This is a genomic window from Ralstonia sp. TCR112, from assembly GCF_007997035.1.
Classification (GTDB): Bacteria; Pseudomonadota; Gammaproteobacteria; order Burkholderiales; family Burkholderiaceae; genus Ralstonia; species Ralstonia edaphi.
Window position 1 is genome coordinate 72440 of sequence record NZ_VOSS01000003.1, and the last position, 20319, is coordinate 92758.

At 63.6% G+C, this 20319-nt stretch carries 18 protein-coding genes and 1 pseudogene; 17 read left to right on the plus strand and 2 right to left on the minus strand.

The window, feature by feature from the left end:
- Positions 1-57: 57 nt before the first annotated feature.
- Positions 58-1155, plus strand: coding sequence for a cell division protein ZapE (zapE, locus tag FUT88_RS01490; protein ID WP_147213519.1), 1098 nt, complete (start codon positions 58-60; stop codon positions 1153-1155).
- A 27-nt stretch (positions 1156-1182) separates the two neighbouring features.
- Here the strand turns inward: zapE and FUT88_RS01495 are convergent.
- A pseudogene (locus FUT88_RS01495) lies at positions 1183-2024 on the minus strand (2-phosphosulfolactate phosphatase).
- A gap of 175 nt (positions 2025-2199) precedes the next feature.
- Between FUT88_RS01495 and FUT88_RS01500 the strand changes: the two are divergent.
- From FUT88_RS01500 to FUT88_RS01540, 9 genes are all read left to right on the plus strand, one after another.
- Positions 2200-4746, plus strand: coding sequence for a heavy metal translocating P-type ATPase (locus FUT88_RS01500; RefSeq protein ID WP_147213521.1), 2547 nt, complete (start codon positions 2200-2202; stop codon positions 4744-4746).
- Between the two features lie 10 nt (positions 4747-4756).
- The gene (ccoS, locus tag FUT88_RS01505) at positions 4757-4936 is read left to right on the plus strand and encodes a cbb3-type cytochrome oxidase assembly protein CcoS (RefSeq protein ID WP_147213522.1); all 180 of its coding nucleotides are present in this window, start codon (positions 4757-4759) and stop codon (positions 4934-4936) included.
- 95 nt (positions 4937-5031) lie between these two features.
- Complete coding sequence (gene ccoN / locus FUT88_RS01510; protein ID WP_147213523.1) at positions 5032-6489, plus strand: cytochrome-c oxidase, cbb3-type subunit I; 1458 nt, start codon at positions 5032-5034, stop codon at positions 6487-6489.
- Positions 6490-6499: 10 nt separating this feature from the next.
- The gene (gene ccoO / locus FUT88_RS01515) at positions 6500-7183 is read left to right on the plus strand and encodes a cytochrome-c oxidase, cbb3-type subunit II (protein ID WP_147213524.1); all 684 of its coding nucleotides are present in this window, start codon (positions 6500-6502) and stop codon (positions 7181-7183) included.
- 3 nt (positions 7184-7186) lie between these two features.
- Complete coding sequence (locus tag FUT88_RS01520) at positions 7187-7369, plus strand: cbb3-type cytochrome oxidase subunit 3 (protein ID WP_009238364.1); 183 nt, start codon at positions 7187-7189, stop codon at positions 7367-7369.
- Between the two features lie 12 nt (positions 7370-7381).
- Positions 7382-8305: a cytochrome-c oxidase, cbb3-type subunit III gene (ccoP, locus tag FUT88_RS01525; RefSeq protein ID WP_147213526.1), complete on the plus strand. Its 924-nt coding sequence runs from the start codon at positions 7382-7384 to the stop codon at positions 8303-8305.
- Entirely contained in the window at positions 8302-9765 is a 1464-nt protein-coding gene (gene ccoG / locus FUT88_RS01530) for a cytochrome c oxidase accessory protein CcoG (protein ID WP_147213527.1), read from the plus strand. Before ccoP ends, ccoG begins: the two co-directional genes overlap by 4 nt.
- Before the next feature lie 26 nt (positions 9766-9791).
- The gene (locus FUT88_RS01535; RefSeq protein ID WP_147213529.1) at positions 9792-10019 is read left to right on the plus strand and encodes a FixH family protein; all 228 of its coding nucleotides are present in this window, start codon (positions 9792-9794) and stop codon (positions 10017-10019) included.
- Positions 10016-10270, plus strand: coding sequence for a hypothetical protein (locus FUT88_RS01540; protein ID WP_004626404.1), 255 nt, complete (start codon positions 10016-10018; stop codon positions 10268-10270). The genes FUT88_RS01535 and FUT88_RS01540 overlap by 4 nt, the downstream gene beginning before the upstream one ends.
- A gap of 21 nt (positions 10271-10291) precedes the next feature.
- Here the strand turns inward: FUT88_RS01540 and fnr are convergent, their stop codons facing one another.
- Positions 10292-11020 carry a fumarate/nitrate reduction transcriptional regulator Fnr gene (fnr, locus tag FUT88_RS01545; RefSeq protein WP_147213530.1) on the minus strand — a complete coding sequence of 243 codons (729 nt, stop codon included), beginning with the start codon at positions 11018-11020 and terminating at the stop codon, positions 10292-10294.
- 181 nt (positions 11021-11201) lie between these two features.
- Here fnr and FUT88_RS01550 point away from each other — a divergent pair, with 181 nt between their 5' ends.
- From FUT88_RS01550 to FUT88_RS26505, 7 genes are all read left to right on the plus strand, one after another.
- A complete protein-coding gene (locus FUT88_RS01550; RefSeq protein ID WP_147213532.1) occupies positions 11202-11945 on the plus strand; it encodes a sulfite exporter TauE/SafE family protein in 744 nt (247 codons plus the stop codon).
- 487 nt (positions 11946-12432) lie between these two features.
- The gene (scpB, locus tag FUT88_RS01555; protein ID WP_147213533.1) at positions 12433-13275 is read left to right on the plus strand and encodes an SMC-Scp complex subunit ScpB; all 843 of its coding nucleotides are present in this window, start codon (positions 12433-12435) and stop codon (positions 13273-13275) included.
- A 90-nt stretch (positions 13276-13365) separates the two neighbouring features.
- A complete protein-coding gene (locus FUT88_RS01560; protein WP_147213572.1) occupies positions 13366-15150 on the plus strand; it encodes a pseudouridine synthase in 1785 nt (594 codons plus the stop codon).
- A 207-nt stretch (positions 15151-15357) separates the two neighbouring features.
- Positions 15358-15846, plus strand: a complete 489-nt coding sequence (gene rimP, locus FUT88_RS01565; protein WP_024975916.1) for a ribosome maturation factor RimP — start codon at positions 15358-15360, stop codon at positions 15844-15846.
- The gene (gene nusA / locus FUT88_RS01570; RefSeq protein ID WP_147213535.1) at positions 15843-17318 is read left to right on the plus strand and encodes a transcription termination factor NusA; all 1476 of its coding nucleotides are present in this window, start codon (positions 15843-15845) and stop codon (positions 17316-17318) included. The genes rimP and nusA overlap by 4 nt, the downstream gene beginning before the upstream one ends.
- A gap of 62 nt (positions 17319-17380) precedes the next feature.
- Positions 17381-19597, plus strand: coding sequence for a translation initiation factor IF-2 (gene infB / locus FUT88_RS01575; protein ID WP_261796854.1), 2217 nt, complete (start codon positions 17381-17383; stop codon positions 19595-19597).
- Positions 19525-20274, plus strand: coding sequence for a translation initiation factor IF-2 (locus FUT88_RS26505; protein WP_261796856.1), 750 nt, complete (start codon positions 19525-19527; stop codon positions 20272-20274). Before infB ends, FUT88_RS26505 begins: the two co-directional genes overlap by 73 nt.
- Positions 20275-20319 lie beyond the last annotated feature (45 nt).

Consider the following 20319-nt stretch of genomic DNA (forward strand, 5'->3'; position numbering starts at 1 on the left):
ATTGCCGGGCATCGGTCCATTTGGGCCCGCAAACGGCGCCCCAAGCAGATCAAGCAGATGAACGTCCAGGAAACCTACCTACAGGAACTGAAGGCGCGCGGCTATCGGCCTGACGAAGCGCAGCAACGCGCTGTCGATCGCCTGCAGCGGTGCTACGACGAATGGGTTGCCTACAAGGCCCGTCGTTCGAATGCGCTGCGCAAGATGCTCGTGCGCCCTGATTTGCCCCGTGGCGTCTACATGTGGGGCGGGGTGGGGCGCGGCAAGTCGTTCCTGATGGATGCGTTTTATAGCTGCGTGCCGGTGGTGCGCAAGACGCGTCTGCACTTCCACGAGTTCATGCGCGAAGTGCATCGTCAACTGGAAGAACTGCGCGGCCGGGCGGATCCGCTGGACGAACTGGCGCGCCGCATCGCCAAGCGCTACCGCCTGATTTGCTTTGACGAATTCCATGTCAGCGACGTTGCCGACGCGATGATCCTGCACCGCTTGCTCGATCAGCTCTTTGCCAACGGCGTGCAGTTTGTCATGACGTCCAACTATCGGCCGGACTTGCTGTATCCGGATGGCCTGCACCGCGAGCGTGTGCTGCCGGCCATTGCGCTGCTGCAGGAGAAGCTCGACGTCCTCAACGTCGACGCAGGCGTCGATTACCGCAAGCGCGCAATGGAGCAGGTGCAGGCGTACTACACGCCGCTGGGCGCCAAGGCCAACTCGGCATTGCGCGATGCATTTGCCGCCGTGGCGGGAGTGCCGGACGAATCGCCGGTGCTGCGCATCGAGCATCGTGAGATTCGGGCAGCCCGTAAGGCCGGCGGCGTGGTGTGGTTTGACTTCGCCACGCTGTGCGGGGGGCCGCGCTCACAGAACGATTACCTGGAAATCGCCTCGCGCTTTCACACCGTCATCCTGGCCGATGTGCCGAAAATGACGCCGCGCATGGCGTCCGAGGCGCGCCGCTTCACGTGGCTGATCGACGTGTTCTACGACCACAAGGTCAAGCTGCTGATGTCGGCGGAGGTGCCGGCAGACGAGCTGTACACAGAAGGCCAGATGGCCAACGAATTCCAGCGCACCGTGTCGCGCATCGTCGAGATGCAGTCGCGCGAATACCTCGAGGCACCTCGCCGCGAGGTGGATACGTCGCTGACCTGATTTCGCCCGGCGCCGCGCCCCCGGGGCTCAGTGTGACGTCGGCGGCGGGTTGCGGTGCGACGGCGGTGCTGCGATGTCCGCAGGGTTGCGCCAAAGAAGTCCTGCGGCAGGCGCTCGGTTTTGCGGTTGACGTTGCGGAACGCGCCTTCCACCAGCATGGGCGCGACATTGCTCACATCGGTTTGCGACGCCATCGTCACGTCTTCGGTAAAGCCGCGTTCGCACAGTTCGCGGCCCGACACGGAATCGAGCAGCCACGCTTTCATCATGCCGGTCTGCGACGCCTCTCGATAGATCGCACGGGCGGCGAGGGCCTCCGGCGACAGCGCTTGCGGCAGGAACCCTGCCACGGTTTCCGACAGGTGATGCACGATCGCACCGGCCGCGAGCCAATCTTCCAGGGCCGGGCGCAGGCTGCCGTCGGCCCAGCGTTCTCCTGAGGCGACCACTGCCACGCGCCGGCCCAGCCGCGACGCGGCTTCTGCGACGGCGCGCGCGTTGCGCAGGCAACCTGCAAACGTCGGCGTCGATCCGGTCGCCAGTGCCAGCGTTGCCCCATTGGGCGAGGGCAGGACCAGACTGCTGCCGGCTGGCAACTCCCGCAGCGACGCCGGCGAGAGCGTATAGCCCGCCTGGCCGCGGTTGTACCCCGCCAGCATGGCGCCAGCGCGGCGCGCGAACGTTTCGGCGCTGGCGTCGCGCCATGGATACGGATAGATGCGTGCCCCGCGCGCCACAGCCACATCCACACAGGTGCAGAAAGACAGCACGTCCACCACGATAACGGCGTCGCAATGCGGCGCGAGCGTGGAGGCGCCGTGCTCGCCCCATTCACAGTGGATGTTGTACAGGCTGAATTCGGTTGCCATGTCGCCCCTCCTGTTTGCCCCGGTGCAGCTATTCACTATAGGCGGCCTGTTTTTTTATGGGGAGGGGAGGTTGCTGAGAGTGCGCTGAGGGTCGCATGTCCCGTCGGTTCTTATTGCCGCGGGCTTGATGCGCATCAAGGCGCGCCCGGGGATGCTGGCTAGCATCGTCTTCATAATGACGACGACATTCGCCCCCACCGATTCAACCGCGCCGGTTGCCGGCACAAGCTCGCCTATTGGCTCGAGAGGGGCTGTCGCGTCGGGCGTCGTCACTTGCTATCACTGTGCATCGCCGCTGGACGGCGCTACCGCACTCCATGCCGACATCGGCGGCAAGTCTCGGGAATTTTGCTGTGCCGGTTGCCAGGCTGTCGCGCAAACGCTGCACGCTTCCGGCATGGGGCACGTCTATGACGGCCCAATCGCCTTCGCCAAACCCATCGAAGGAGACCGCCGCGCAGAAGCCGAGGCGGTTTGGGCAACCTACGATCTGCCGGTCATGCGTGAGCGCTTTGTGCGCCCCCGCGCAGACGGCACTGAAGAACTTTCCCTGGCCATCAGCGGCATGCGCTGTGCCGCATGCGTCTGGCTGATCGAGCGGGCGCTCTCCCGTGTGCCGGGCGTGCGTGAGGCCACCGTCAATTACGCGACGGAGCGGGCGCGCATCGTCGGAGATGCCGGAGCAATGCGGCTGTCCGCGGTATTCGCCGCCATTGCCGACGTCGGATATGAAGCCTGGCCCGATCAGCCATCCGCCCGCCGCACTGCCGAGGCACGTGAGCGCCGCAGCCTGCTGATCCGCCTGGGATTGGCGATGCTCGGCATGATGCAAGTGATGATGTACGCATGGCCGGTGTACCTGCACGGCAGCGACATCCCCATGAGCCAGACACGGTTGATGCAGTGGGCGAGCCTGCTGCTGACCGTGCCGGTGGTATTGATTTCTGCGCGGCCCATTTTCGTCAACGCGTGGCGGCAGGTCAGGCACGCGCACGTCGGCATGGATGTGCCCGTGGCGCTTGGGATTGGCGCGGCGTTCATTGCCAGCGTGGTCGCCACCCTGCGCGGTCATGGTGAAACGTATTTCGATTCCGTGACGATGTTCGTCGCGTTTCTGCTGGCCGCGCGTTATCTCGAACTGCGTGCGCGGCAGAGCGCGGCTTCCGGCGCCGAAGCACTGGTCCGTCAGTTGCCAGCCACCTGCAGACGCGTCAATGGCGAAAGTGGTGCGCTCGAAACCATCCCTGTGGCCAGCTTGCAGCAGGGCGATTGCGTGGAAGTGCGCGCCGGTGAGGTGCTGCCGGCAGACGGCACCATCGAACACGGCACCACCGAGATCGACGAATCGCTTCTCTCCGGTGAAAGTGTGCCGCGCCCGCGCGACGTGGGCGCGATCGTGCTGGCAGGCAGCTACAACGTGGTCAGCGCGATTCGCGTGCGTGTGAACCGCGTAGGGGCGCAGACACGGCTTGCTGCCATCGTCGATCTGCTCGATCGCGCCCTGACGGACAAGCCGCGCATGGCCGAGCTTGCTGACCGTGTGGCCGGGCGCTTCGTGGCAGTGCTGCTCGGCTGGGCGTTGCTGACTGCGATTGCATGGTGGTGGATCGATCCGGCACGCATGTTCGCCGTCACCGTGGCGGTGCTGGTGGTGAGTTGCCCGTGTGCGCTGTCGCTGGCCACGCCGTCCGCGCTGGCTGCGGCTAGCGGTGCGCTGGCCCGGCGCGGTGTGCTGGTCACGCGGGGCCACGCCATCGAAAGCCTTGCAGCCGTAACCGATGTGCTGCTCGACAAGACCGGCACGCTCACCGAGGGGCGTTTGCGCTTGCTGAGCATCGAGACCTTCGCCGATGTCGATGCCGAGCACTGCCTCGCATTGGCATGCGCGATGGAGCAATCCGAGAACCATCCGATCGCCCAGTCGTTGCGCGCTGCGACCTCAGACGCAATGCCGTTGCCCGAGTTGGGGCGCGTGGCGAATGTGCCGGGGCAGGGCGTGTATGCCATGGCTGGGAACAGGTTGATGCGTTTGGGCACGCAGTCGTTTGCCGCGGTGCATTACGCAGATCAGCCCATTGCGTCGGTCCGTTATGGCGCCGAAGCGCCCATGGAGGAGGTGCCGCCGCCAGCCGCATGCACGTCGGTCTGGCTCGGCCGCGATGGCCAACCGCTTGCGCGCTTCACGCTGGCCGATACGCCACGTGCCGATGCACCCGCATGCCTGAGCGCGCTGCGTGCACAAGGACTGCGCTTGCACCTCGTCTCAGGGGATGCGCCTGAGACGGTGCACTGGTGGGCCAATCGCCTCGGCATCGATCACGCCGTAGGCGGAGCCAGCCCCGAAGATAAGCGCGCCTACGTGCACAAGCTGCAGGCGGACGGCGCTCGTGTGCTGGCCGTCGGCGACGGAATCAACGATGCGCCACTGCTCGCACAGGCGCAGGTGTCAATCGCCATCGGATCGGGTGCGCCGCTGGCCCAGGCCGGCGCCGACGCGATCCTCACCGAGCCGCGCCTGTACGCGATCAGCGAGGCCGTATCGATTGGCCGCCGCACGTTGCGCGTGGTGCGCCAGAACCTCGGCTGGGCCTTTGCCTACAACGCGATCAGTATTCCGCTCGCCACGCTGGGATGGCTCTCGCCACTGGCTGCGGGCATTGGCATGTCTGTGTCATCCCTGCTGGTGGCGCTCAATGCGTGGCGCTTGTCGCGCGCGGTCTAGGAGGGCTGCCATGGAAACCCTATTCCTGTTGATTCCGCTGTCGCTGATGCTGGTGGTGGCAATTGTCGGGGTGCTCTGGTGGGCCGTTGGCTCGGGACAGTACGACGATCTCAAGGCGCCTGCCGAATCGATTCTGCTCGACCCTGATACCCCTGTGCGTGACGCAGTGTCGCGGGACGGAACTACTTGACCACGTTGGCTGGGGTGCCTTGATGCACGTCAAGACCCGAATGTCGCCCCATTCTTAACATGACCCTATCAAACCAACACTCTCGGGGAGCAAGCATGCAATCGTCCAGCGCGTTGCAGCCCACCCAGACCTTCAACTACCGCGTTGTTCGCCAGTTCTCGATCATGACGATCGTCTGGGGCATCGTCGGTATGGCGGTCGGTGCGCTGATCGCGGCCCAGTTGATCTGGCCGCAACTGAATTTCGGGGTGCCCTGGCTGACCTACGGCCGGCTGCGTCCTCTACACACGAATGCCGTCATCTTTGCGTTTGGCGGTAGCGCGCTGTTTGCGACGTCTTACTACATCGTGCAGCGGACCTGCCAGGTGCGCCTGCTTTCCGACAAGCTCGCTGCCTTCACGTTCTGGGGCTGGCAGGCAGTGATCGTGGCGGCGGCCATCACGCTGCCGCTGGGCTACACAAGCTCGAAGGAATACGCCGAGCTCGAATGGCCGATCGACATCCTGATCACCGTGGTGTGGGTGGCCTATGCGATCGTCTTCTTCGGCACGATCGCCAAGCGCAAGACCCGCCACATCTACGTGGCCAACTGGTTCTTCGGCGCCTACATCATCACGATCGCGCTGCTGCATATCGTCAACAACGCTGAGCTTCCTGTGTCGCTGTTGAAGTCGTATTCGGCTTACGCGGGCGTGCAGGATGCGATGGTGCAATGGTGGTATGGCCACAACGCAGTGGGCTTCTTCCTGACCACCAGCTTCCTCGGCATGATGTATTACTTCGTGCCCAAGCAGGCCGAGCGCCCGATCTATTCGTATCGCCTGTCGATCGTGCACTTCTGGGCGTTGAACTTCACCTACATGTGGGCCGGCCCGCACCACCTGCAATACACGGCACTGCCCGACTGGGCGCAGTCGCTCGGCATGGTGTTCTCGCTGATCCTGCTGGCGCCGTCGTGGGGCGGCATGATCAACGGGATCATGACCCTCTCGGGTGCCTGGCACAAGCTGCGCACCGATCCGATCCTGAAGTTCCTGGTGGTGGCACTGTCGTTCTACGGCATGGCGACGTTCGAGGGCTCGATGATGTCCATCAAGACCGTGAATGCGCTGTCGCACTACACCGACTGGACGATCGGCCACGTGCACTCCGGTGCTCTGGGCTGGGTGGCAATGATCACCATCGGTTCGATGTACTACATGATCCCGCGCCTGTTCGGTCAACAGAAGATGTACAGCACGCGCCTGATCGAGGTGCACTTCTGGGTGGCGACCATCGGCGTGGTGCTCTACATCGCCGCCATGTGGGTTGCCGGCGTGATGCAAGGCCTGATGTGGCGTGCCACCGAGGCTGACGGCACGCTCACCTACAGCTTTGTCGAGGCAGTCAAGGCAACGTATCCGTTCTACCTGATTCGCTTGGCTGGCGGCCTGTGCTTCCTGGGCGGCATGCTGCTGATGGCATTCAACGTGTTCAAGACCATCCAGGGCAGCAAGGCAATCGATGCACCGATTCCTCAATCCGCCCAGACCCCGATGGTCGCGGCTCAGTGAGGAGGGGAACATGAGCAACCAATCCAACAAGTTTTTCTCGCACGAGACGCTGGAAAAGAACATCGGCTTCCTGATCGTGCTGACGCTGGTGGTGGTCAGCATCGCGGGGCTGGTGCAGATCGTGCCGCTGTTCTTCCAGCATTCGACCACTGAACCGGTCAACGGCATCGCACCGTATTCGCCGCTGCGGCTGGCGGGGCGCGACATCTACATCCGCGAAGGCTGCGTCGGCTGCCACTCGCAGCAAGTGCGTACGCTTCGCGCCGAAACCGAGCGCTACGGCCACTATTCGCTGGCGGGTGAATCGGTCTTCGATCATCCGTTCCTGTGGGGTTCCAAGCGCACGGGTCCGGACCTGGCGCGTGTGGGACAGCGCTACTCGGATGACTGGCATCGCATCCACCTGCGTGATCCGCGCGAGGTGGTGCCCGAGTCGAACATGCCGTCGTATGCGTGGCTGTCGAAGACGCCGCTGGACAACAGCGACATCGAAAAGAAGATGCACGTCCTGCGCCAGCTCGGTGTGCCGTACACGGATGCACAGATCGCCGGTGCGCGCGAGCAACTGGCGGGCAAGACGGAAGAGGACGCCGTGGTCGCCTATCTGCAAGGCCTCGGTGTGGAACTGCGCAACGTCCGCGACGTGGCTGTCGGGCCGGCTGCTGCACCTGCCACCGTTGCTGCCAAGGAGTGAGCCATGGCCATGCTGAGTGCAATTGCGACGGCCGTCTTTCTCGTGCTGTTCGTCTGCATTACCTGGTGGGCGTTCTCTGCGCATCGCCGCGCTGCGAATGCGGAATCGGCCATGCTGCCGTTCCTGCTGCCCGATGAGGCCGAGGTCGCCGGTGCGCGCGCAGACGCGTCGCGCCCGCATCAATAAGGACACAGAATCATGAGCGACTTCATTTCGGAGTTCTGGGGGTATTACATCGCAGCGATCGCCCTGGTCGGCATCGTGTGGTGTGTCTGGCTGCTGTTCTCCCAGCGGCGTATTCAAGTGGCACCGGGGCACAGCGCCGGTGAAGATACCGGCCACGTCTGGGACGGCGATTTGCGCGAACTGAACAATCCGCTGCCGCGCTGGTGGATGTGGATGTTCCTGCTGTCGTGCATCTTTGCGTTGGGGTATCTGATCCTTTACCCCGGTTTGGGTGCATACGGCGGTGTGCTCGGTTTCTCCACGCGTGGCGAGCTGGCCTCGCAGCGTGCGGCGGCCGAAGCGCAGGTCCGCCCGCTCTATGAGCGGTACGCCGGCATGGACATCAAGCAGATCGCCGCTGATCCGCAAGCCCATGAGATCGGCCAGCGCCTGTTCCTGAACAACTGTGCGCAGTGCCATGGCTCGGACGCTGGCGGCTCGAAGGGCTTCCCGAACCTGACCGACGGCGACTGGCTGTACGGCGGCGAGCCGGACACGATCCTGACCACCATCACCAAGGGGCGTCACGGTGTCATGCCGTCGCTGGCGGCAGTGGTGGACGGCAATCAGGCTGTCAACGTGGCCAATTACGTGCGCTCGCTGTCGGGCCTGTCTTACGACCCCATCAAGGCGGCACGCGGCGAACCGACGTTCAAGTCGGTCTGCGCGGCCTGTCACATGGCCACCGGCAAGGGCAATCAGGCCCTGGGCGCGCCCAACCTGACCGACCGCGTCTGGCTGTACGGCAGTTCGGAAGCGACCATCGTCGAGACCATCCTCAAGGGCCGTGACAACACGATGCCGGCACACGAGAACCTGCTCTCGCCGGAGAAGATCCGCATGCTGGCGGCCTATGTCTGGGGTCTGTCGAATAGCAACACGAGTCACACGCAATGAGCGACAAAGAACCAGCCTGGCGCCCCATGACGCCCGCCACTGCGGCGGCGGGCGCCGAGGATGCACCGACCGAGCAGATGCTCTATGAGGTGCGGCGCAAGATTTATCCGCGCGCCGTCACCGGCGCCTTTGCGCGTTGGCGTGTCTGGCTGGTGCTGGCCACGCAAGCCATCTTCTATGGCTTGCCGTGGTTCCAGTGGAATGGTCGCCAAGCCGTGCTGTTCGACCTGGGGGCGCGCAAGTTCTACCTCTTTGGCCTCGTGCTGTGGCCCCAGGACGTCATCTATCTGACGGTGCTGCTGGTGCTGTCGGCGCTGGCGCTGTTCCTGTTCACGGCGGTGGCAGGGCGGCTCTTCTGCGGCTATGCCTGTCCGCAGACGGTCTACACCGAAATCTTCATGTGGATCGAGCGGCATATCGAAGGCGACCGCTTTGCCCGCATCCGGCTCGACGGCGAGCGTTGGAGCCTGCGCAAGCTGCGCCTCAAGGCAGCCAAGCATTCGGCCTGGGTTTTGATCGCGCTGTGGACCGGTTTCACCTTCGTCGGCTTCTTCACGCCAATCCGCGACCTGGGCATGGAGACATGGACGCTGTCGCTCGGCCCTTGGCAGACTTTCTGGATGCTGTTCTACGCATTCGCGACTTGGGGCAACGCCGGGTTCATGCGCGAGCAGGTGTGCCGCTACATGTGCCCGTACGCTCGTTTCCAGAGCGTGATGGTCGACCCCGACACCTACGTCGTTACGTATGACACCCAGCGCGGCGAGCCGCGCGGCAGCCGTTCGCGCAATGCCGATTTCGAAGCGCAAGGTCTGGGTTCTTGCGTCGACTGCAGTATCTGTGTACAGGTCTGCCCGACCGGCATCGACATCCGCCAGGGGCTGCAATACGAATGCATTGGTTGCGGCGCCTGCATTGACGCCTGCGATCAGGTCATGGACAAGATGCGCTACCCGCGCGGTCTGATCCGCTATACGTCGGAACGGGCGATGCGCGATCGGCTCAGTTCGAAGGAAGCCCGTCGGCATCTGCTGCGCCCGCGCGTGCTCATCTACACCGGCATCATGCTGGTGCTCATCACAGGGTTCATCGTGGCGTTGGCCATGCGCCAGCCCCTCAAGGTTGACGTGATTCGCGATCGTGGTGCGCTGGCCCGTGAAGTGGACGGCGGCAAGATCGAGAACGTTTATCGCCTGCAGCTGATGAACGCCTCCGAGCATCCCATACGCGTGACGATCACCGCCGAGGGCATGCCGGAACTCGACGTGCAGGGCGGTCAGGGCGAATCCACCACACTGGAGCTCCCGCCAGCGGCCAACCGCTTGCTGCCAGTGCGCGTGCGCCGGCCCGCAGATGATGCTGCTCCGGGCTCGCACAAAATCCGTTTCGTCATCCATGCAGACAGTGGTAGCGACAGCCTCGTACTGCGCGAACCCTCGAGCTTCATCGTGCCGCGCTGATGCGGCATCCCCAACAGGAGGCAACGATGCACGCAACGCAATCTTCCGCACAGGCCCGTCCGTGGTGGCGCGAGCCATGGCCGTGGCTGCTGATGGCAGGGCCGTTCGTCGCCATGATCGGCTGTGGCGTCACCATCTGGTTGGCGATGTCGCATCCCGATGCCGTCATTCACGATAACGTCGTGCGGCGCGGTTTGGTCGTCGAAAAGACGATCGCCTCGCCCATGCATGCCATTCATGCGGAGGCCCGATGAAGCGTCGACTGCTGATGTGGATACTGTGGCCGGCATTTCTGTCGGCCGCGCTGGCTGAGCTTGTGGTTTTTGCGGTGGTCGATCCCGCCGATCTGCGCTTCTTCGGCGAGCAGATCACGGTGTCGGCCCAGGCGGTCTACACCGTGTCGTTCTTTGTATTCTGGTTGCTCTGCGGATTGTCGAGCGCGCTGACGCTCTATGTGTCGCCGGGCATCGGCAAACTGGAAGCGCATGAACACCCGCTCGTTTGAGCGGGCGCCATAAGAGGCGGCTTAGGCGGCCTGACCGCTCATGACCTGGCGCAGGCCCGCCAGGTCGATCAGCTTGACGTGGCGTTGGCGGATCTGAATAAGACCCGCTTCGGCAAAGCGCGAGAACAGGCGGCTGACGGTTTCGAGCTTCAACCCTAGATAGCTGCCCAGTTCTTCGCGGCTCATGCGCAGCACAAATTCGGTCGACGAATAGCCGCGCTGGGCAGAGCGCTTCGAGAGATTGAGCAGGAACGCGGCGAGACGCTCTTCCGCACGCATGGAACCGAGCGTGAGCAGCATCAGATGATCCTGCGAAATTTCCTTGCTCATGATGCGCAGGAACTGATGCTGCAGCGAAGGCAGCCGGCGTGACAGCTGTTGCAGCTCGTCGTAGCGCACCACGCAGACCTCGGTGTCTTCGAGCGCGGTGGCGTCCGACACGTGGCGCATATCGCCAATCCCGTCGAGCCCGACGATTTCACCCGGCAGATGGAACCCCGTGATCTGGTGTCGACCGTCTTCCAGCGTCAGATGGGTTTTGAGCGTGCCGAAACGAATACCGTACACCGCTTCCAGCGGCTCACCCAGGGAGTAGAGCGATTGCCCCTTCTTAATGCGGATGCGCTCGCCGACCAAATCGTCCATCTTGCGCACATCGTCCGAGTTCATTCCCACCGGCAGGCAGATCTGCCCGAGTACACAGGTGGAACAACGCGAGGCTTGGTCGGTAAGTGCGATTCGAGTGAGCACGGGTGGGGGCGACTGAATTTCGAGAAAGTGAAATGAGTAATTCTTGTGGCGCAACTCAGCCTTATTATAACGGTGACCTCCTTGTCCTCGGACATTTCCGATGCGGCAAAACGCGGCAATTACGCTTAGTTCGCAACAGTAAAACGAAAACTTTGGCCCATATCAAAAGAGCGTCAGAAAGATGAGTGCCGCCGCGCTGCTGAGCGTTTTCCTGATTGCGTTGCTGGGCGGTGTGCATTGTCTGGCAATGTGCAGCGGTATCGCCCTCGCGGCCGAACGTGGCGCCGTGGCAGTGCGGATCGTGTCCCGTCGCCGGCTATGGTTCGAGCAGGTCGTCATGCATGCCGGCCGGCTGACCACCTATGCGCTGCTTGGCGCGATCATGGGTGCGATGGGCGCGACCGTCTGGCGCCAGCAATGGCTGCCGATTCAACGTGGCTTGTTCGCGTTTGCCAGCGCGTTGCTACTCGCCTACGGGATTTTGCTGCTCGTGCGTTCCGCCGGAGATGTGTGGCGCAGTGTATGGCTTGAGCGCTTGTTCGGCCGGTTTGCTGGAGCTCTGTCTCAAGGGGCCGCCATGCTGGGCAGCAGGCTACAACGTCAGCCGCCGTTGCTGCGCCGCTATGTCACGGGTATGGCCTGGGGGCTGGTGCCGTGCGGCATGGTCTATGGCGCATTGGCTGTGGCGTTGCTGGCAGGCAACGCCGCTTCCGGAGCCGTGGTCATGCTAGCCTTTGGGGCGGGTACGCTGCCCAACCTGCTGATGATGTCGGGCCTGGCAGGCTGGCTGCGCGGACTGTCCCGCCGGCGATGGGCGCGCGGCGCCGCCGGCGTCGCCATCGCCGGGTTCGGAATCTGGGGGTTGGCGCACGCGATCTGGCTTCCTGAGATGCTGAACGCACACGGATTCTGTCTGGTGCTGTAAGCGTTTAAAGCGCGCGCCAAATGCCATCCGGTCTGGGACGGGGACCTAGGTCATCTTCCCGGTTGCGGCGTCGCCGGAAATTGCCCTACAATCGACAACAATTCGATTCGCCAACCGCGCAAATCAACAATCCCAAGCGCGGTGCCAAGCGATGCCATCCAGCGGTAGAGTCACCCTGGACAGTCGATTCGGGCGGGCTGCCATTCTTCTCGGTAGTCGTCCGGTGCAGTATCCGTCCCCATGGCGGCGGAAGAAATTGCCCTTGTGGTGCCTGACCGGCACCGGATCAACTCGCTCCTCCGGCCCTACTTTGCGGGCACAGCCACTGCGTTTCGGTGCAGGGTCCAATTGAATTAATTGGCCTTCGCGCGCCGGGCCCGGGTGGGCAAACAGCATTCAGAAATGCCGCGTGCTTCGCGGCGGGACGACAAACCTCAAGCGTGACGGCGACTGGCCGCGCGCGAGCAATGACGAGCCGCTCAACCCGATGAATACCCAAGAGGCGAAGATCGTCCTCGAGACCGCGCTGATCTGCGCGCAGGACCCGTTGCGAGTCAATGACTTGCGCAAGCTGTTCGATGAGGATGTTTCCGCAGATACCATCCGTGTGCTGCTCGAAGAGCTGCGCCAGGACTGGCTCAATCGCGGTGTCGAACTGGTTGCGCTGGCCTCCGGCTGGCGTTTGCAGAGCCGCCCCGAGATGCGTGTGTATCTCGATCGCCTGCACCCGGAAAAGCCGCCCAAGTACTCGCGCGCCGTGATGGAGACGCTGGCGATCATCGCGTATCGCCAGCCCGTTACGCGCGGTGACATCGAAGACATTCGCGGCGTGACGGTCAACACGCAGGTCATCAAGCAGATCGAAGACCGCGGCTGGATCGAAGTCATTGGTCATCGTGACGTGCCGGGCCGCCCGGCGCTGTATGCGACGACCAAGCAGTTTCTCGACGACCTCGGCCTGCGCTCGCTCGATGAACTGCCGCCGTTGGAAGATGCCCGCGCCCAAGCGCAGGCAAGCCTGCTCGAGCAGGGCGCCATCGAATTCGAGGGCGGCGCAATTGCAGTGGAAGAGTTGACGGCGATGGTCAACGACGCGCCGGAAGGTGCCGAAAGTGCAGACGTTTCGGTGGCGGAAACCTCGGAATTGCCGGTGGCCGAGGCGCCTGTCGAGGTGGTTGCTGAAACGCCGGCGCAGTCTGAGGTGGTCGCGAGCCAGGAACCGGCCCTGGAGGCCGAATCGCAGGCGGTGAGTGCGACCGAGGTCGCGTCCGAAGACGAACACAAAACACCGGCCGAGCCGCCTGCGGCTCCTGCCAATGAACATTCATAACGCCATGTCCACCGCGCAGTCGGCGCATGGCTTGAACCCCTAGATTTGAAAGACGTTGTGAGCACCCAGTCAGACTCCATGGATACACGTATGCCGGCCGACGCCGACGCTCAGCCGCCGCGACAAGACGGCGGTGATGGGACTGAGGCCGCGCCTCGTCGCAAGGGATTGCGCCGCGGCTTGCGCAACCTGGTGGCTTCTCGCCGCCAGCAGCAGGATGGTCGCCCCGAAGGCGAAGCCGCTGATGCGGGTGGTGCAGACGCCGGCCAGCCGGCGCAACCGCGCAAGAGCCGCACCCCCCGGGCACGCAAGCCGAAAGAGGCGGCCGGTGAGTCGGCGGTGGTTACCGCAGAAGGCGTTGTGCCGACGGAGCAGGCGCCCGCCGAGGGGCAGGGCGAGCGACGTGGCCCGCGCGGCCGTTTCGGCAAGAACCGTCGCCGCCAGGGCGAAGGCCAGCCGGCAGAACGTGCCGAGCGCAGCGAGCGCACGGAAGGCGCAGCTGGCAAGAACGCCGGTGGTCGTGGCAAGCAGCAGAACCGCAACGGCAAACCGCAGGGTAAGGTCGGCGGCCAGAATCAGAATCGTGGCGGTAAGGGGTTGAAGGGCGGCAAGGGCTCGGAAGACGTCTTCCAGTATGTGATTTCCGGTGCGTATGACTCGGAGACCGACGCCGGCGGCGCGTCGCAGCCTCCCAAGACGCGCGAACTGACTTCTGACGACGACGCGCCGAAGCTGCACAAGATCCTGGCTGATGCCGGACTTGGCTCGCGCCGCGACATGGAAGACCTGATCCTGCAAGGGCGCGTCTCCGTGAATGGTCTGCCGGCCCACATCGGCCAACGCATTCTCGCGACCGACCAGGTGCGTGTGAACGGCAAGCTGATCCAGCGCAAGCTTCCAAACAAACCGCCGCGCGTGCTGCTGTATCACAAGCCGGCCGGTGAAATTGTCAGCCAGTCCGATCCGGAAGGCCGTCCGACCGTGTTCGATGCGTTGCCGCGCATGAAGACAGGCAAGTGGGTTGCCGTCGGTCGCCTCGACTTCAACACCGAAGGCCTGCTGATCTTCACGACTTCCGGCGACATCGCCAACCGTTTCATGCACCCGCGCTATGGCGTTGAGCGTGAATACGCAGTGCGTACGCTCGGCGAATTGACTGAGACTGACCGCCAGAAGCTGCTGCACGGCATCCCGCTCCAGGACGGCGAAGCCAACTTCCTGCGCTGCGTCGACGGCGGCGGCGAAGGTGTCAATCACTGGTATCACGTCGCCCTGACCGAGGGCCGGAACCGTGAAGTGCGTCGTATGTTCGAGGCGGTCAACCTGACCGTGTCGCGACTGATCCGTACGCGCTATGGCAGCTTCGTGCTGCCGCGTGGTCTCAAGCGCGGCCGTTGGCAGGAGGTGTCGGCAGAGGATGTGCGTACGCTGATGGGCACCCTGGGCATGAAGGTGCCGACGGCCAGTTCCGGTGGCGGGCAAGATCGCCAGGGCAACCGTCGCCGTGGGCCCGCGCCGGTGCTGATGGGGCCGATGTCGTCCGGTTTTGCCGGGGAAGCGAACTTCCAGTCACGCGGAATGGGTATCGAGAACGGCAATCGTGCGCAACCCGCGCAGCGCCGTCCCTCCAGCCCGCGTCAGCCCGATCCGATGCAAACGTCGATGGGCTACATCAATGTGGGCGGACCGACCACGCTGACAGCGCGCACCCGTATGGGCGAGCGTGCGAACGGTCGCGGCGGCGCGGTCGGGGGCGGTGGTATGCGTGACGGCAATCGCATGCCCGGCAACAAGCGCCCCGGAAAGAGCGGTGGTGGCATGCCGAACGGCAACAAGGCGCCGCGCGGTGGCGGCAAGCGCGGCGGTAAGCGCTGAAAAATGTGGGCGTTGTGTGCGGCAATCGTCGCAACGCCCCATTTCGTGGCAGCTGCGGGGCAATTTTTGCGTTTTGCCTCGAGGCGTATTACAATGTGAGTCTAATCAAAAGTCATCCTGTAGAAGATGGGCGAATGATATGGGCGTTGCGCCCATTTTTTTTTGCTTCGGCAGGGTGGCCATACCGGGAAATTCTTCAGGAAAAACGTGCATCTGACTGATCTGATTGAGAAAACCCTCACCGCCATGGGTTATGAACTGGTGGAAGTGGAGCGCGCGCCCGCCGGGCTGCTGCGCGTGTATATCGATCAGGCAGAGAACGGCATCGTCATTGAAGATTGCGAAAAAGTGAGCCATCAGCTCACACGCGTGTTCGAGGTTGAAAACGTCAACTACGAACGGCTGGAAGTGTCGTCGCCTGGGCTGGACCGCCCGCTGCGCACGCTGGCCGACTTCACGCGCTTCGCTGGCCTTGAGGTCAAGGTGACGCTGCGCTTGCCAGTGGGCGGGCAAAAGAATTTCACGGGAATCATTCAGGCTCCGACGGGCGAGCCGGGCCAGGAACGAATCGGCCTCGAGTTTGAGGGCAAGGAAGGCCCCGCGCTGCTGGAATTCACGCTGTCGGAACTCGACCGCGCCCGGCTGGTGCCCGTGCTGGACTTCAAAGGAAATCGAAACAAAGGGAACAAGCAATGAGCCGCGAAGTTCTGTTGCTCGTCGATGCGCTTGCGCGCGAAAAAAACGTCGACAAGGATGTGGTGTTCGGGGCGCTGGAGGCCGCATTGGCTTCTGCGACCAAGAAGCGCTTTGAAGAAGACGTGGATGTGCGCGTGGCGATCGACCGTGAGTCGGGCGAACACGAAACCTTCCGTCGCTGGCTCGTCGTTCCCGACGATGCAGGCCTGCAGGAGCCGGACAAGCAGATTCTGCTGTTCGAAGCCAAGGAGCAGAATCCTGATCTGGAAGTCGACGACTTCGTCGAAGAGCAGATTGAATCGGTCGAGTTCGGCCGCATCGGCGCGCAGGCTGCCAAGCAGGTGATCCTGCAGCGCATCCGCGATGCCGAGCGCGAGCAGATCCTGAACGACTACCTGGATCGTGGCGAGAAGGTCATGACCGGCACGATCAAGCGCGCCGACAAAAAGGGCCTGATCGTTGAAACGGGCCGTGTCGAGGCGCTGCTGGCCCGCGATCAGATGATCCCGAAGGAAAACCTGCGCACGGGCGACCGTGTCCGCGCGTACATCCTGAATGTCGACCGTACCGCACGCGGCCCGCAGATCGAGCTTTCGCGCACGTGCCCCGAGTTCCTCATCAAGCTCTTCGAAAACGAAGTGCCGGAAATGGAACAGGGCCTCCTGGAGATCAAGGCTGCCGCGCGCGATCCGGGCGTGCGTGCGAAAATCGCGGTCGTTGCACACGACAAGCGCATTGATCCGATTGGCACTTGCGTCGGTGTGCGCGGCACCCGCGTGACCGCCGTGCGTAACGAGGTTGGCGGCGAAGCCGTAGACATCGTGCTGTGGTCGGAAGACCCAGCGCAGTTTGTGATCGGTGCGCTGGCGCCGGCGCAAGTGCAATCCATCGTCGTAGACGAGGAAAAGCACAGCATGGACGTGGTGGTCGACGAGGAGAACCTCGCCGTGGCCATCGGCCGGAGCGGCCAGAACGTTCGCCTGGCGTCGGAGTTGACCGGCTGGCAGATCAACATCATGACGCCGGCAGAGTCTGCGCAGAAGCAGGCTGAAGAAAGCTCCGTCGTTCGCCAGTTGTTTATGGCGAAGCTGGACGTGGACGAAGAGGTTGCGGACATCCTGATCGAAGAGGGCTTCAGCTCGCTCGAAGAAGTGGCCTACGTGCCGCTGCAGGAAATGCTGGAAATCGAAGCGTTCGACGAAGACACCGTCAACGAGCTGCGCAACCGCGCTCGCGACGTGCTGTTGACGATGGAGCTGGCGAAGGAAGAAAAGGTCGAGAAGGTGTCGCAAGACCTGCGCGACCTCGAGGGGCTGACCCCGGAGCTGATCGGCAAGCTGGCCGAGGGGAACATCCAGACGCGTGACGACTTGGCCGAGCTGGCCGTGGACGAATTGGTCGAGATGACCGGCGTCAACGAAGAACAGGCCAAGGCGCTGATCATGAAGGCGCGTGAACACTGGTTTTCGTGAGTCGCATAAGCGTTGACCGTTTATCGCAATCCTCACTGAAACCAAGCATCGAAAGGGTTTGAATGGCAAGCACAACAGTTGCCCAACTCGCTGGCGAATTGAACCGTAGCGCATCGGCGTTGCTGGAACAATTGCAGGCCGCGGGCGTGCAAAAGGCGACGCCGGAAGACGTCATCACCGAATCGGACAAGACCCGTCTGCTCGACTATCTCAAGCGAGCACACGGCAGCGCCGAGGATGGCGCGCGCAAGAAGATCACGATCACCAAACGCGAAACCAGCGAGATCCGCCAGGCGGATGCCACGGGCAAGACGCGTACCGTGCAAGTGGAAGTCAAGAAGAAGCGCGTGCTGGTCAAGCGTGATGAGCCGAACGCGGCACAGACTGAATCGGAGGCCGCAGAGGCCGCGCCGGTGGTCGATGCCGAGGAAGTCGCGCGTCGCGAGGAAGAACAGCGCCGCCAGGCCGAATTGCTGGCCCGCCAGGAAGCCGAGCTGAAGGCACGCCAGGAAGCGATGGAGCGCGAGGAAGCCGAGCGCCGCGCACGCCAGGAAGCCGCCGAAGCCGAGCAGAAGCGTCAGGCTGAACTCGCCGCCAAGAAGGCGGAAGAGGAAGCCGTGGCTGCCCGAGCTGCCGCTGAAGCCTCGGACGAAGCCCCGCGCCGCAAGGCCGAGGAGGACGCCGCACGCCTGGCAACCGAACGCGAAGCCGCGCAGAAGGCTGCCGACGAAGCGCGCGTCGCCGCCGACAAGATCAAGGCCGAGGAAGACGCTGCGCGCAAGCGCCGCGAAGCTGCTGAAGCCGAAGCCCGCGCGATCCGCGAGATGATGAGCGCCCCGGCTCGCGTGCTGAAGACGCCTGCCGAGCGCAAGGCTGAAGAGGTCAAGAAGGCCGAGCAGTCGGGCACGCTGCACAAGCCGGTCAAGCCGGCTGGCGAAGCACGTCCGGCTGCTACTGCCAAGAAGCCGGCTGCCCCGGCTCCTGCAGCTGCTGCACCGAGTTCGCCTACCGGTGACAAGAAGGGCGGTCGTGGCAAGTCGGGCTGGCAAGACGATAACCGTACCGGCAAGCGTGGCGGCCTGAAGACGCGCGGCGACACTGGCGGCGGTGCCGACGGCTGGCGCTCCGGCTCCAAGGGCGGCCGCAATCGCCATGGCGACGACAACCGCAATGCATTCCAGGCGCCGACCGAGCCGGTCGTGCGTGAAGTGCACGTGCCGGAAACCATCTCCGTGGCCGATCTGGCGCACAAGATGTCGGTCAAGGCCGCCGAAGTCATCAAGCAGATGATGAAGCTCGGCCAGATGGTCACGATCAACCAGGTGCTGGACCAAGAGACCGCGATGATCGTGGTCGAAGAAATGGGCCACCAGGCGGTTGCGGCCAAGCTGGACGATCCGGAAGCGCTGCTGATTGGCGGCGTGGAAGAGCCGACGAACGCTGAAGCCGAAACGCGTCCGCCGGTCGTGACCGTCATGGGTCACGTCGACCACGGCAAGACCTCGCTGCTGGACTACATCCGTCGCGCCAAGGTTGCGGCGGGCGAAGCCGGCGGCATTACGCAGCACATTGGCGCGTACCACGTCGAAACCGACCGCGGCGTCATTACGTTCCTGGACACCCCGGGTCACGAGGCCTTCACGGCCATGCGTGCACGCGGTGCCAAGGCAACCGACATCGTGATTCTGGTAGTGGCCGCCGACGACGGCGTCATGCCGCAGACGAAGGAAGCCATCGCCCACGCGAAGGCAGCCGAGGTGCCCATCGTGGTGGCGATCACCAAGGTCGACAAGCCCGAAGCCAACCCCGACCGCGTCAAGCAGGAACTGGTGGCTGAGAGCGTAATTCCGGAAGAGTACGGCGGCGATGTCCCGTTCGTGCCGGTGTCCGCCAAGACCGGCGAAGGTATCGACAGCCTGCTCGAAAACGTGCTGCTGCAGGCCGAAGTGCTGGAACTGAAGGCGCCGGTCAACGCCCCGGCCAAGGGTCTGGTCGTGGAAGCGCAACTGGACAAGGGCAAGGGGCCGATCGCAACGGTGCTGGTGCAGAGCGGTACGCTCAAGCGCGGCGACGTGGTGCTCGCGGGCACGGCCTACGGCCGCGTGCGTGCCATGCTGGACGAAAACGGCAAGCCGGCGAAGGAAGCCGGTCCGTCGATTCCGGTGGAAATCCAGGGTCTGTCGGAAGTGCCGGGCGCGGCGAAGAAGTGCTGGTGCTGCCGGACGAACGCAAGGCGCGCGAAATCGCGCTGTTCCGCCAAGGCAAGTTCCGCGATGTGAAGCTGGCGCGCCAACAGGCTGCGAAGCTGGAGAACATGCTCGAGCAGATGAGCGAAGGCGACGTGAAGTCGCTGCCGCTGATTATCAAGGCCGACGTTCAGGGTTCGCAGGAAGCACTGGTGCACTCGCTGCAGAAGCTGTCGACCGACGAAGTGCGGGTACAGATCGTGCACGCCGCCGTGGGCGGTATCACCGAGTCGGACGTCAACCTGGCAACCGCGTCGAAGGCCGTCATTATCGGCTTCAATACGCGGGCCGACGCAGGCGCGCGCAAGCTGGCCGAGCATCAGGGCATCGACATCCGCTACTACAACATCATCTATGACGCTGTGGATGAGGTGAAGGCCGCGATGTCGGGCATGCTGTCGCCGGAAAAGCGCGAAGAAACGACGGGCCTGGTGGAGGTGCGTCAAGTCTTCCACGTGCCGAAGGTTGGCGCGGTGGCCGGCTGTATGGTGCTGGACGGCTTCGTCAAGCGCAATTCGCTGGTGCGGGTGCTGCGTGCGAACGTGGTCATCTTCTCGGGCGAGCTCGATTCGCTCAAGCGCTTCAAGGACGATGTGAAGGAAGTGAAGCAAGGCTTCGAATGCGGCCTGTCGATCAAGAACTTCAACGACGTTCAGGAAGGCGATCAGCTCGAGATCTACGAGATCACCGAGGTGGCGCGTACGCTGTAATACGTTGGCCGACACTGCGGTGTCCGGTTCGATTTGCGACGGTGG